Genomic DNA, 14,022 nt, shown 5'->3' on the forward strand with positions numbered 1-14,022 from the left:
TGCCTCCTATCTATTATTTATCGTTTAATGCCACAATACCAGGAAGCTCTTTGCCTTCCATTAATTCAAGTGAAGCGCCGCCACCCGTAGAAATGTGGTCCATTTTATCAGCTACTTCAAATTTTTCTACTGCCGCTGCGGAATCTCCGCCACCAATTACAGTATAGCCAGCAGTTGCTGCCATCGCGTCTGCAACAGTTTTCGTACCATTTGCAAATGGTTCTAATTCAAAAACGCCCATTGGTCCATTCCAAATGATTAATTTTGAATGTTGAATAACTTCTGCATAGTTTGCAGCTGTTTTTGGTCCAATATCAAGACCCATCCAATCAGCTGGGATAGCATCTACATCGACAACTTTCGTCTCCGCATCTTTTGAAAATTCATTGGCTACCACTGCATCAATTGGCATATGTAACTGCACGCCTTTAGCATGTGCTTTTTCAATGAACGATTTTGCTAGTTCAATTTTATCTTCTTCTAATAAAGATTTACCGATATCATGACCTTGCGCTTTAATGAAAGTAAATGACAGACCGCCACCAATAATTAAGTGGTCTACCTTTTCAAGTAAGCTCTCGATAACGCCAATTTTATCTTTTACTTTTGCACCACCAATAATAGCAGTGAAAGGACGTTCAGGATTTGATAGTGCTTTACCTAGCACATCCAATTCTTTTTGCATAAGGAAGCCTGATACAGCTGGTATGTGTTTCGCAATACCTTCTGTTGAGGCATGTGCACGGTGAGCAGCACCGAATGCATCGTTAACATAAACGTCTGCTAGTTTAGCAAATTGTTCTGCAAGTGCAGGATCGTTTTTCTCCTCACCGGCATGGAATCGCACGTTTTCCAGTAGAACGATATCGCCGTTTTGCATATTCGCAACAGCTGTTTCTACTGCTTCACCGATTGACTCATCCAATTTAGTAACCGGTTTACCTAAAATTTCAGCAAGGCGGATACCAACAGCAGTTAAACGCATATCTTCTTTTACTTCGCCTTTTGGACGACCTAAATGAGACGCTAAAATAACTTTTGCACCTTGTTCGACTAAATATTCAATTGTTGGAATGGCTGCGCGGATACGTGTTTCGTCTGTAATTACCCCATCTGCCATCGGTACATTAAAATCGACACGTACGAAGACGCGCTTACCTTTTACATCAATATCTTTCATTGTTTTCTTATTTAACATGAAGAAACCCCCTTCAAAGTTTTGTAATACGGACATAAATAAAATGTGCTCCACCCATCTTGGCTTTACACACTTTAGACCAAGTTAAAATATACCTTTATTAGCTTTTATAGTAGCAAAAGTAACGTTCGGTGTCTCGTAAAAGACAAGGTGACTACTACCTATTTGCACGATAGCAAGTCATCCATTTTTTATCCAAGATATTTGTATTTAAAAAGGAGTAGGGTAAACGTCCCCTACTCCTATTACCCTTGTTTATTATATCTTTTCGATATTATAAAGGCTATACTTTTTGTGCGTAAAAAGCCGTATTATGTCACACTTTTTACTTCAAATTGCGAATTATGACACTTATTTATGATTTAATCCTTGTTGTGCGATATATAATGCAAGGTCCATTAAACGAGTAGAGTAACCAATTTCATTATCGTACCAAGCAAGAACTTTCACCATGCTATTTTCTAAAACCATTGTTGAAAGGCCATCAACAGTTGAAGAGTTATGGTTGCCATTGTAATCAATTGATACTAATGGTAGTTCATTGTAGCCTAAAATACCTTTTAGCTCATTTTCTGAAGCTTCTTTTAAAGCCGCATTAATGGAATCTTTTGTTACATCTGCTTTAAGTTCTACAACTAAGTCCACACATGAAACGTTCGGTGTAGGAACACGCATAGAGAATCCATCGAGCTTACCTTTTAATTGAGGTAATACTTTAGAAACGGCTACTGCTGCTCCTGTTGTTGTTGGAATCATTGACACTGCTCCTGCACGTGCACGACGTGGATCAGAGTGCGGGAAGTCAAGGATACGTTGATCGTTTGTATATGAGTGAATTGTTGTCATCATACCGCGCTCAATGCCAAATTTCTCATCTAAAATTTTAGCTACTGGCGCTAAACAGTTTGTTGTACAAGATGCATTTGAAATAACATCATCTGTTTTAGGATTGTAATCTTCGTGGTTAACACCCATTACGAATGTCGGCATATCGCCTTTAGCTGGTGCAGATAAAATTGCTTTTTTAGCACCTGCTTCAATATGCTTTCCTACCTCTTCCATTGAGCGGAATCGACCTGTACATTCAAGTACAACGTCTACGCCAAGCTCACCCCAAGGCAATTGTGCTGGGTCTTTTTCAGCGTATACTTTAACCGTTTTTCCATTCACTACGAAAGAATCTTCATCTGCATTGACTTCAGCATCATAAATACCGTGTACAGAATCGTATTTTAATAAGTGTGCAAGTTGACCAGCATCTGTTAAGTCATTCACTGCAACTACTTCAAACTCATCATGTTTCATTGCTTCACGAAATACTAAACGTCCAATACGACCAAATCCATTAATTGCTAACTTTAATGCCATTGTCAATTCCTCCAATAATGTTTTATTGATATATTTTTTACAGTAAACGTTCAGCGATTGCTTTCGCAGCAGCCTCATCTGTTATAAAAATCGTCTGCTTCGGCGCCACCTTAAAGTAAGATAGCATTGCATTCACCTTTTGTTTTCCTGCTGCAACCGCAATAATATGCTTACATTTTTCAACTTGTTCAAGTTGAATGCCAATCGTACGAATACGATGTACAATTTCTCCTTCGGCATTGAAATAATAGCCGAATGCCTCACTTACAGCACCCTTTTCCTCGAGAATACGTAAATCTTCGGCCGATGAATTACGACGAATCGCCATTTCCTCAGCAGAGCCAATACCATGAATAACGCAATCAGCTCGGTCATAATAAGCCATTATTTCTGTAACCATTGGCTCCATTAACATTGCCTGATATGCCTGTTCACTTAAATGCTCGGGTAAAAACAATGTTCGGTACTGTGCTTCCATCTGCATAGCAAATGTTGCAACGAGTGTATTGGCCTGCATTTGCATTTCATGTCCGATACCACCACGAGCGGCAACAAATGTTACATTGTGCTGCGCATCGACTGGTTGTAAAAACTGCGCTAGCGAAGCGACTGACTTTCCTCCAGTAACAGCTACTACTTGCTCATTAGCAATAGTCGAAAGAAATTGCTGTGCCGCTTCTTTTCCAAGCAATGTTAATACGGTTTCGTCATCGTTATAATCGCCTGGAACAACTAGTACATGCTGTAACCCTAAATGGTTTTCGAGCGCTTTGCCAAGCTGTGTTAGACCAGACCATTCGTAAACTAATGCTCTAAGCTGTTCAATAACTAATTCACCATCACTCGTACATACCATACCCGACTTTTGGGAATCTAATAACCCTTGATCACGTAAAATATCTGTTTCTTTACGGATTTCACGCTCTGTCATCTTGAGTGAATCCGCTAGTGTTCGTCTCCCAATTGGTTGCATTAACTGAACCGATTGCAAAATACGGTATCTCGATTGTAGAAGTGGATTCATTTCTGGAAGTAGTCTTTGCTGTGCCTCAGGTACAGTTAACATCTATATCTACTCCCTCTCACTTTAATGGGACAATTTTTATCCCACTATACAAAATTATGTCCCACTTGTAATTTTATTATAATATGCTTTATAAAAAAGAGCAAGTAAATAATGGTATGGGTTGCTTTTACGCACTTTATACGCTATTGACAAAAGGTTTGTAAAAAAAGCGTTACTTGTAAAAATAAAAAATCCCGCAACCAATTCATTTGGCTACGGGACTGCATGGTTTTATTTTGTGAAAGATAACACGGCGTTTTTCTTGAAGCCTGCTAAAGCTTTTGTTGCTTCCGTTTTGTTTGTATATTCAAAAATACGAACGTCCTTTTGTTCAAATACTGTAATAACCCACATAGTCAAATCTCCCTTTAAGTTTATTTTTGTAATATAACAACCACGTAAAAATGTGATACTTTTGATAAACTGTTTTATAACAACCTCTTACTTGATTCCTATTCTACTCCAATTTTTTCAAAAATAAAGCTTTGTGTGAAGTTCTTCACAAACTGTTCATATTCATAACGCTTACATTGAACAATTTGTGAATAACGTGAATTATAGGTTTAATTATATAATAGAAGAAAACAAAAAAATCCGCGCTTCACTAGGTGAATAACAAATTTTTTAAGTGTTATATAATTTCATAGATGCATCGGTTATTCACTGCACAAATGTTCCATCAATGTTACATAGTCTAAATTGCCATACTGTATGACTTCTCCATCCTTTTCTACTACAGGTATCATCAACATATATTTTTCGTGTACTGCATCGTCTTTTTCTATATCGATGATGTCGATTAAGAAACCTAGTTCTTCTTGAACAAGCTTTAATGTACGTAATCCTTCTACACAAAGCTCACAATGCGAACGACTAAAAAAAGTCACGTTCATTTACACACAACCCCTTCCTATTTAGGTGCCAGGCACTCAAACAATTCTGAATTTTGCTAGTAAGATATTATTACTATTCAAGTAAAAATCCGCGAAGACTCCTGTGGGAACGCACGCAACGTAAGACGTGGGCAATCCGCGCGAAAATAAGGTTTGCGGCTTACGCAGTACTTGCGGAAAGCGCAGTTGATTTTTACGTTTTAGAAGTGCCAGGCACTCAAACAATTGCCGCAGCAGAAATCAACGACCGTATTCATCTTCATCTATTTTAAATGAAAAAAGACTGTGCAAGTAAACTTTCTGCACAGCCTCATTATCGTTATTTTTTTAAATGACTATCAAAGAATTTCACCATTGCATTATAGAATTCAATGCGGTTTTCTTCGTTTTGGAAGCCATGTCCTTCATTTTCTTTCAGCATATACTCTACATCCACACCTCTTGCACGTAAAGCTTCAACGATTTGATCAGATTCTGCCTGATTTACACGCGGATCATTTGCACCTTGCGCAACAAATAATGGTGTTTTAATTTTATCAACATGGAAGACTGGTGAAACTGCTGTTAACAGTTCTTTGTCTTTCTCTGGATGCCCTACACGCTCATAGAACATGTTACGCATAGTTTCCCAATATGGAGGCACTGTATCTAGCAATGTGAAAATATTTGATACACCCACATAGTCAACTGCTGCTGCATATAAATCAGGTGTAAACGCAATACCAGCTAAAGTTGCGTAACCTCCAAATGATGCACCATAAATACCGATGCGGTCAGGGTCAGCAATACCTTGATCGATTGCCCATTGAACGCCATCTGTAATATCATCTTGAATTTTCAGACCCCATTGTTTATTACCAGCTTGTAAAAACTCTTTGCCATAACCAGTAGATGAACGGAAATTCACTTGTAACACAGCATATCCTCGGTTTGCAAGTAGCTGTACTTCTGGGTTAAAGCCCCACATATCACGAGCCCATGGACCACCATGTGGATTCACGATAAGCGGTAAGTCTTTAGCCTCTTTGTTTTTCGGCAATGTTAAATAACCGTTAATTGTCAGACCATCACGGCTCTTATAAGAAATTGGATGCATTTCTGCAAGCTCTTCTGATTTTAACCAAGGGCTTAAAGTTGCTAGTTCTGTTATTTCATCTGTAGTAGAGTCATAGTAATAATATTTGCCGTACACAGTGTCACTAGACACGCTGACGATGAATTTTGTCATTTCTTTATTGTAGTCGTTGATGCCTAGTTCGCTTTCTTCAACACCTAGCTTGTTTTGAATTTTGCGGAACAGCTCCTCAAATTTCTCATCGAAGAATTGGTAATGTGCTTTATCTGTTACATATGCACCGTATAAAATTTTATCTTGCTCACTACTATATAATACGCCCGCTACGTCTACTTCTTCGTTAGACATAATGACTTCTTCGTTACCTTCAAGATCATATTTCACCACTTCAACTTTATCTCTACCTTTATTAGAAGTTGCGTAAATATGCTTATTATCTTTAGAGAACGCAAGTGGCATTACTTCATCGCCCGCTGCCATTTCAATAAATGGCTTGAATTCGTCTTGTTCTGTATCACGATATAGAATCATGCCTTCTACACCATCTGATACAACTGCAATACGAATATTACCATCACGGTCCGCTAGCCAATCTGCGATGTTACCAGGATTTTTTGCAACATGTTTTGTTTCGCCTGTCTTTACATTTAGCTTGTACACATCGAATACTGTTGCATCTTCTTTGTTCATCATAATTAAAATCTCGTCTTTAACACCTTGTAATCCACTTAATACCGCTACTGTTACACCTGGATAAGGCGTTAAATCTTTTTCTTCTGTTCCATTAAATGTAGAAGAATAAATGTGGAAGTTTTCATCTCCACCTTTATCTTTAGCATAAAGTAACGTATCATCTTTCCAGAAGAATCCAGCAATATCACGATCTTTTGAATTAGATACACGAACAGGTTCACTATCATCATTCATTTTTTTCACAAAAACATTTGAACGGTTTTCCCATGCTGATGCAAACGTAATGTAATTACCATCTGGTGAAAGCTGATAGCCGAAGTTTCCTGGATTTTTCATAAAATCCTCTACAGAAATTTCTTTAACACCTTCGTTATTAGCACCATTTTTTAAACTCTTAAATGTAGTAAATATTTTAGTAGCGTCTTGTTTTGAAATTGTATCACTATTTTCTGAAATACTATTAAATAAGCCTAGCTTATTTGCTTTTTCCAGATAGTCTGCTAGTGTTACTTCTTTTTCTTCTTTATCAAGAGCTCTCACTAAAATTCGTGCGGCTTCATTACGTTTAATCGTACTACTTAGGTTTTCTAATTCTCCGTCTTTAACCCACTTATTAATTACTTCTTGACGCATTGATTCTGAGCCATGTTGGAATGTTAAAGATGTTACGGCTAAATCAAGAAATTCTTTTGCTGTTAGGCGCTCCTCTTGTGCAATAGTAGTAGTGCTAGTTTCATTAGCAGCGCGTACTTCCTGTACTGAAACAGGATAAACAACAGAGGCTGTTAAAATGACCGCTAAAGATGCTGATAAAAATCTTTTTTTCAAAGTAATTCCTCCTTATATCAGTGTGCGTTATATCGTTTGTCGATACAATGAAATTATAACAAAATTAGTTAATTTGTCAATAATTGATAATACTTATTTATTTATCCTTTTCATCCAAGTGAAAAAGGACCCTCCTATTAAGGAGAGTCCTTTGATAAATTGTTTGGGTGCCTGGCACTCTTAAGTATTCAGAATTGTTCCGGTGCCTGGCACTTAAACAATTAGTTCTTCTAAAGCATAAAAATCCACTTTGCTTTCCGCTGGCACAGCGTAAGCCGCAACCCTCGCTTGCACGCGGTTTGTTGCGACTTACGTCGTGTGCTGTTCCCGCATGAGTCTTCGTGGATTTTTACTTAGTTATAAAAAACATATCTTACAGTTTTCAGAATTGTTTGGGTGCCTGACACTTAAAATGACACTTAAAATGGCATTTAAAATTTTAAAACTTTCGGCTGGCGCCGCCGCCTGCAGATGATCCACCGCCAAAGCCTCCAAAGCCTCCGCCACCTGAACCACCGCCTCTACCAAAACCGCCACCAAAACCTCCTGGATAACCTCCGCGTCCCCTAGAACGTGGTCCGCCTCCACCATTTGAGAAGATAATGACAACAAGTACTAAAATAACTAGTAACACAAAGAGCCAATTGGGCATCGACTCATCCTCCACTGCTTGTGTAGGCATCTCTCCATCCCAATTATATTCTTTTGCTACAGTTTGAAATAATTCAGCATATGTCGCTTGAAATGCTTGATCGACTTCACCGTTACTCGCGTATGGATAAAAAGCATCGTCTAACATACGTCCTAATTTCCCATCCGGTAACGCTCCCTCTAAACCTTGGCCAACAGCAATGACTACATCATTATTTCCTTGTCCTTGCCCAAATGTCGCCAATAGTAGGACACCATTGTTTTTCTTTGCATCTCCAATGCCCCAAGCACGAATTAATTTCGTTGCATACATTTTAGCCTCTTGCCCTTGAATGCTATCCACCGTTACAATCATTATTTCTGCACCTGTGCCTTTATCTAATTGCTCTGAATAATGATTGAGTTCTTCCTTTACAGAAGTTGAAAGCACATTCGCAAAATCATGAATGTACGTATTTTTCATTGGTGTGGGCAACTGTGCTAGCGCGCTGTTAGCAGTTACAAACCACATTAAACAAGCAACTAAAAGCGTTACTGTCAAACGTTTCATTATTGTTTACCCGAATCACTAAAATCAACTGCAGGTGCTTTTTCAGCTCCGGCTGCTGCCTTAAAGTATTCCTTTTGATCGAAGCCAAACATACCTGCGATAATATTACCTGGGAAGCGTTTTACTTTTTTATTAAAGCCTTGTACTTCATTATTATAATCTTCCCGTGCTACTGCTAATCGATTTTCTGTCCCCGCAAGCTCATCCATTAATTGACGGAAATTTGCATCGGCTTTTAAATTCGGATAATTTTCTACGACTACAAGCAATCGACTAAGTGCACCATTTAACGCATCATTGGCACTCGCTTGTTCTTCTGGTGTTTGTGCATTCCCCATCTGTGCACGCGCCTCTGTAATACTGGTAATGACTTCTTGCTCATGATTAGCGTATCCTTTTACAGATTCCACTAAATTCGGTATTAAATCATAGCGGCGTTGTAGTTGATTTTCGACTTGAGCCCACTTCGAATCAACATTTTCCTCCGCCGTCACAAGGCCATTATATTTTGGAATAAATAGTAAAGCTAATACAGCTAAAACAATGATGATTATTCCCACAGGTCCAAGTACTTTTTTCAATTTTATATCCTCCCTTAACTTTCTTTTCTTATACCTCTAATGTGTTACAAAAAAACATCACTATGCTAAATATATGCAAACGGATTTACATCGTATGAAATAGGACGAACAAGACATACTAAAAACTGCAACAAACTATACAATTCAGGAGGCGTTATTTTTGTCACAATCTTTTTATAATGAATCAAATGATGCAACAACACCTAACCAACAACAAAGCCTAAATCATGGTGGACACGAAGTTATGGACATGCATGAAACAATTGGCGAAATAATCGCTGGACTAAACCTATCCATTATTTTACGTCCGCAAGTAAAAGATCCAGAACTACTTAGCATTTTGGATAACCAATACAATTTCACGCTCGGTATGTACAATACGATTGTGGAATCTTTTAAAACAGGGCATGATCCTTCAGTTCCAACTGGTCGCTATGAAATGCAGACAGGGAACAACTTTCAATATGGTATTAAGCCCTCACAGCCGAAAAAGCCAATGCAAAATGCAAGTGAGATAAATGATGAAGTCATTTCTGGCTTCTTACTTGGTGCACATAAAGGTTCTGCTAAATGTATGACTGCTGCAGCGACAGAAACAACAAATCCAGTTGTCCGCCGTGTTGTTGCTGATAGTATTCCCAACTGTATCGAGATGGCATACGAAGTATCTATTTACCAAAATAAGCATGGCTATTATCAAGTGCCACAATACACGCAACAAGATATGCGTGCAATGCTTGATGCCTATGCGACAACTACAAATCCCCTCCATTAAATGCAAAAAACCATTCATAGCTTTCGCTTTGAATGGTTTTCCATTTTCATTATAGTACTTTTCCTAAAAAGGCCTTTGTACGCTCATTTTTCGGGTTGCCAAAGATTTCTTCTGGCGTACCTTCTTCTACAATATAGCCACCATCCATAAACACAACACGATCTCCTACTTCTCGTGCAAAGCCCATTTCATGTGTCACTACAATCATTGTCATTCCTTCAGATGCTAGATTTTTCATAACATCTAAAACTTCTTTAACCATTTCTGGATCAAGTGCTGAAGTTGGTTCATCAAATAAAATAGCTTTTGGTTTCATTGCTAATGCTCTTGCAATCGCTACGCGTTGTTGTTGTCCACCGGAAAGCTGCTCAGGATAGTTGTAAGCCTTACTATCTAGACCGACCTTTTGCAGTAGCTCATGGCCTAGTTTTTCTGCATCCGCACGATTCATTTTACGAATTTGCATTGGAGCCATTGTGACATTATCAATTACATTCATGTGAGGGAACAAATTAAACTGTTGGAATACCATCCCGACCTCTGCTCGTATGGCATTTATATTCGTTTTTGGTCCATTTACCTTCACATTCTCTACATAAATTGCACCATCTGTCACTTCTTCTAGCATATTAATGCAACGTAAAAAGGTACTTTTTCCTGATCCTGATGGTCCAATTACACAGACAACTTCCTTTTCATGTATTTCATAATCGATGCCCTTTAACACTTCTAGTTTTCCAAAGTATTTGTGTAGGTTTTCAATTCTAATCATCTTGCTTCTCTCCCTTCTGCTTTACGAGGGACATAGCTATTGCTGAATCGTTTTTCGATAAATGCTACTACTTTTGTTACAACATATGTTAATACCAAGTATAGTAATGCGGCTACGATATACGGTTCCCAGAAACGGAAGCTCGCACCTGCCACAACTTTACTTGCATATAAAATATCTGGCGCTGCAATAACCGTTACTAAAGAAGAGTCTTTTAATAATGCAATGAATTCATTACCAAGCGGCGGAATCATACGTCTAAAAGCCTGTGGTAAAATAACTTTTTTCATCGCTTGATTGTGTGTTAGACCAAGCGAACGCGCTGCTTCCATTTGTCCTTTATCAATGCTTTGAATACCCGCACGGAATATTTCTGCATTATAGGCTGCACAGTTTAATACAAGTGCGGTAATACCTGATACCATATATCCTAATGAATGGCCAAAAATCGTTGGGATAACCGCTAAATGAATTAATAAAATTTGCACTAGCATCGGTGTCCCACGGAATAAATCTACATATAGTTTACATGGCCAGTAAATAAATTTATTTTTAGATACTTTTCCTAAACCTAACAGTAAGCCTAAAATAATACCACCAAAATAACCACTGAGCGTTAAGATGATTGTTATACCAATACCACGGATAAACATATCACGGTAGTTCCAAACTATGTCCCAGCGTAAATCAAAGATGTCCATTAGAACCCCTACTTTCCCTATCAATTTCTCTACTAAATACGCTAATAAATCAAATGAGCCGCTAGCATGATTAGGCTAACGGCATCATCCATTACTTAAAGTCCTTACCAGTAATTTCTTTTAATTTACCATTGTCTTTAATTTTTTGTAGACCTTCGTTTAATAGGTTTAATAATTCCGTATTGTCTTTTTTCACCATAAAGCCGTAGTATTCTTTTTCAAATGCATCATCTTCAATTACTTTAAGTTTTGCTTTTGGGTTAGCTTTAATATATTCGTAAATAACTGCATTATCGCCAATTGTTGCATCAACGTTACCGTTTAACATTTCTTGAATAGCAACAGGTTGGCTTTCGAATGCCATAATGTTTGTGCTTGCATCACCTTGTAATTTTTTCGCAGCCATGTGACCAGTTGCATTTATTTGTACTGAAATCTTTTTATCTTTTAAATCTGCTAATGACGTAATATCCGAATCCTCTTTAACTACGATTAATAATTGAGATTCATAATATGGCTCTGTAAAATCAAATGAAGCCTTACGTTCTTCATTAATAGTAATACCCGATGCACCGATGTGTGTTTCACCATTTTTAATTGTTTGGAATACAGGCTCCCAACCAATGTTTTCCCATTCCACTTTAATGCCCACTTCGTCTGCAATCGCTTGCAAAATATCGACATCTAATCCCACAATATTCCCTTTATCGTCAATCGATTCAAATGGTGCAAAAGTAGCCTCTGTACCTACCTTATAAACTTTGTCCTTACCGCCGCCATCAGAAACTGCGTCACCAGAAGATGCATCATCTTTTGTACCGCAGCCAACTAGCACTAGCGTAAATGCTGCTACAATCATCAATAACGTCCAAAAACGTTTTTTCATAGTTTTTCCCCCTATACAATTAATATTTTCCGACTAATTCATTTTTATTAATTCGGAAATGTTAGACTATTAGGTCAATTATAGTGTCAATAGAGTTGATATACAATACGATTTCGCATAAAAGTGATTATTTTTTCATAATAATGAATTTTACTATACAGAACGTAGAGAAATTATGTAATAAAAACAATATTCGTGTCGAAAAATGTATACTTATGCAATCTCAAGATGATTTTTATGCTAATTTTAGATATTTTTGGCCACAAAAAAAGAATCCCCTCAGATAGGATTCTTCTTTTGGGCTAGCATGCTAGCCTCACGATCAGTATGTTCACTAAAAAACTTTTTGGAGTTATTGCTTTTGATGGTTTAGAAAGGAATAATTATGGGAATAATGCCTACGGGACAGATTTCCACCATATTCCTCTCTTTCTCCACTAAGCAGGCTGCTAAGCTACTTATCAGGAGAAACGAGCTATAAAGGTAAATCAATTAATCAGTAAATGGCGCCCTCGGAGGGAATCGAACCCCCAGTGCAAGAACCGGAATCTTACGTGTTATCCATTACACCACGAGGGCAATTGAACATAAAAAAAAAGTACTCACTCTTAGGCTTTACGGTAAAGCATCATGTAGATAATCCTCATTGTAGAAGCATACCTGCAAAATAGTGTACTGTACTTTAACTTACGACCTTTCTATTATACAAACGTATTGCCCATAATTCAACTATAAATATTAATTTTTATTATGGATTTAATTTCTTAATATCAGCGTTAATATTTGACCTTCCCTGACTATAATGTGTATGATAAGGTTACAACTGAAATATAATGGATGATTTCAGTAAAAGTAATCGAATTTAGCTTTTTAAGGAGGATTTAACATGAATTTAATTCCTACAGTTATTGAACAAACAAGTCGTGGTGAACGTGCTTATGACATTTATTCACGACTACTAAAAGACCGTATTATCCTATTAGGAAGTGCAATTGATGACAACGTTGCAAACTCAATCGTTGCGCAGCTTCTATTTTTAGAAGCAGAAGATCCGGATAAAGACATTTCTCTTTACATTAACTCACCAGGTGGTTCTATTACAGCTGGTATGGCAATCTACGATACAATGCAATTCATCAAGCCAAAAGTACAAACAATTTGTATTGGTATGGCTGCATCAATGGGTGCTTTCCTACTTGCTGCTGGTGAACCTGGTAAGCGCTATGCATTACCAAATGCAGAAGTAATGATTCACCAACCACTTGGTGGTGCACAAGGTCAAGCGACTGAAATTGAAATTGCTGCAAAACGCATTTTATTCCTTCGTGAAAAATTAAATGGTATTTTATCTGAGCGTACTGGTCAGCCACTAGAAGTCATCTCAAGAGATACTGATCGTGATAACTTCATGACAGCTGAACGCGCAAAAGAATACGGCTTAATTGACCATATTTTTGTACGCAACGAACGCTAATTAGAAAAAACCGTTAAGTCCATGTGACTTAGCGGTTTTTTTTGGGTGCCAGGCACTCAAACAATTCTCAAACAATTTACAGGCTAGCCAATGACTTGTAAAGGAAAAATCCACTTAGACTCCTTTGGGAATACATGCAATGTGAGACGCAACAATTCGCGCGCTAAAGAAGGTTGCGGAATATGTGTGTGCCCGCGGAAAGCGGAATGAATTTTTTCACTTTAGGAGCTCATTTCATTGCTAAGTGCCAGGCACTCAAACAATTAGAATAAGCGATGACTCCTGCGGAACAGCACAAAACGTAAGACGCAACAATCTACGCGCTAGCGAGGATTGCGGCTTACGGTGTGCCCGCGGAAAGCAGCCGACCGTAACGGAAATCAATGGCGGCAGATAAAAACCTCTAAGTCCATGTGATGAAGTGACCCCTAAAAGTTAGACACGGTTATTTCATTTAGGCAGCTTGGGTAAACTGAGTTCGGTATTGTACCGGACTCAGTTTTAATTTTGC

At 38.0% G+C, this 14,022-nt stretch carries 13 protein-coding genes and 1 tRNA gene; 2 read left to right on the forward strand and 12 right to left on the reverse strand.

Annotated features, from left to right (window positions below):
• Positions 1–13 precede the first annotated feature (13 nt).
• From ACIP9C_RS18405 to ACIP9C_RS18440, 8 genes are all read right to left on the reverse strand, one after another.
• Entirely contained in the window at positions 14–1,198 is a 1,185-nt protein-coding gene (locus ACIP9C_RS18405; RefSeq protein WP_401012917.1) for a phosphoglycerate kinase, read from the reverse strand.
• Positions 1,199–1,549: 351 nt separating this feature from the next.
• Positions 1,550–2,566 (reverse strand): type I glyceraldehyde-3-phosphate dehydrogenase, encoded by a 1,017-nt coding sequence (gene gap, locus ACIP9C_RS18410; RefSeq protein WP_340822535.1) that lies wholly within the window; start codon positions 2,564–2,566, stop codon positions 1,550–1,552.
• Positions 2,567–2,603: 37 nt separating this feature from the next.
• Positions 2,604–3,632 carry a sugar-binding transcriptional regulator gene (locus ACIP9C_RS18415; RefSeq protein ID WP_401012919.1) on the reverse strand — a complete coding sequence of 343 codons (1,029 nt, stop codon included), beginning with the start codon at positions 3,630–3,632 and terminating at the stop codon, positions 2,604–2,606.
• Positions 3,633–3,863: 231 nt separating this feature from the next.
• Entirely contained in the window at positions 3,864–3,986 is a 123-nt protein-coding gene (locus ACIP9C_RS18420; RefSeq protein WP_255313811.1) for a hypothetical protein, read from the reverse strand.
• 302 nt (positions 3,987–4,288) lie between these two features.
• Positions 4,289–4,525, reverse strand: coding sequence for a glutaredoxin family protein (locus ACIP9C_RS18425; RefSeq protein WP_401012921.1), 237 nt, complete (start codon positions 4,523–4,525; stop codon positions 4,289–4,291).
• Positions 4,526–4,844: 319 nt separating this feature from the next.
• Entirely contained in the window at positions 4,845–7,121 is a 2,277-nt protein-coding gene (locus ACIP9C_RS18430) for a S9 family peptidase (RefSeq protein ID WP_401012923.1), read from the reverse strand.
• Between the two features lie 439 nt (positions 7,122–7,560).
• Positions 7,561–8,322 carry a TPM domain-containing protein gene (locus ACIP9C_RS18435; RefSeq protein WP_401012925.1) on the reverse strand — a complete coding sequence of 254 codons (762 nt, stop codon included), beginning with the start codon at positions 8,320–8,322 and terminating at the stop codon, positions 7,561–7,563.
• Positions 8,322–8,903: a LemA family protein gene (locus ACIP9C_RS18440; protein ID WP_401012926.1), complete on the reverse strand. Its 582-nt coding sequence runs from the start codon at positions 8,901–8,903 to the stop codon at positions 8,322–8,324. Before ACIP9C_RS18440 ends, ACIP9C_RS18435 begins: the two co-directional genes overlap by 1 nt.
• A gap of 160 nt (positions 8,904–9,063) precedes the next feature.
• On the opposite strand from ACIP9C_RS18440, the gene ACIP9C_RS18445 reads away from it, so the two are divergent.
• On the forward strand, positions 9,064–9,678 hold the full coding sequence (locus tag ACIP9C_RS18445) for a spore coat protein (RefSeq protein WP_340822526.1): 615 nt from the start codon (positions 9,064–9,066) through the stop codon (positions 9,676–9,678).
• A 49-nt stretch (positions 9,679–9,727) separates the two neighbouring features.
• Here the strand turns inward: ACIP9C_RS18445 and ACIP9C_RS18450 are convergent, their stop codons facing one another.
• The 4 genes from ACIP9C_RS18450 to ACIP9C_RS18465 all read right to left on the reverse strand — a co-directional run bounded on the left by ACIP9C_RS18450 (position 9,728) and on the right by ACIP9C_RS18465 (position 12,616).
• A complete protein-coding gene (locus tag ACIP9C_RS18450) occupies positions 9,728–10,450 on the reverse strand; it encodes an amino acid ABC transporter ATP-binding protein (protein WP_401012927.1) in 723 nt (240 codons plus the stop codon).
• Positions 10,447–11,151, reverse strand: a complete 705-nt coding sequence (locus ACIP9C_RS18455) for an amino acid ABC transporter permease (protein ID WP_401012929.1) — start codon at positions 11,149–11,151, stop codon at positions 10,447–10,449. Before ACIP9C_RS18455 ends, ACIP9C_RS18450 begins: the two co-directional genes overlap by 4 nt.
• A 91-nt stretch (positions 11,152–11,242) precedes the next feature.
• A complete protein-coding gene (locus tag ACIP9C_RS18460; protein WP_401012931.1) occupies positions 11,243–12,037 on the reverse strand; it encodes a basic amino acid ABC transporter substrate-binding protein in 795 nt (264 codons plus the stop codon).
• Positions 12,038–12,541: 504 nt separating this feature from the next.
• A tRNA-Arg gene (locus ACIP9C_RS18465) sits at positions 12,542–12,616 on the reverse strand.
• Between the two features lie 307 nt (positions 12,617–12,923).
• On the opposite strand from ACIP9C_RS18465, the gene clpP reads away from it, so the two are divergent.
• A complete protein-coding gene (gene clpP, locus ACIP9C_RS18470; RefSeq protein WP_024363901.1) occupies positions 12,924–13,511 on the forward strand; it encodes an ATP-dependent Clp endopeptidase proteolytic subunit ClpP in 588 nt (195 codons plus the stop codon).
• The last annotated feature ends 511 nt before the right edge of the window (positions 13,512–14,022 follow it).

This window comes from Lysinibacillus sp. NPDC093210, from assembly GCF_044753985.1.
Lineage (GTDB): Bacteria > Bacillota > Bacilli > Bacillales_A > Planococcaceae > Lysinibacillus.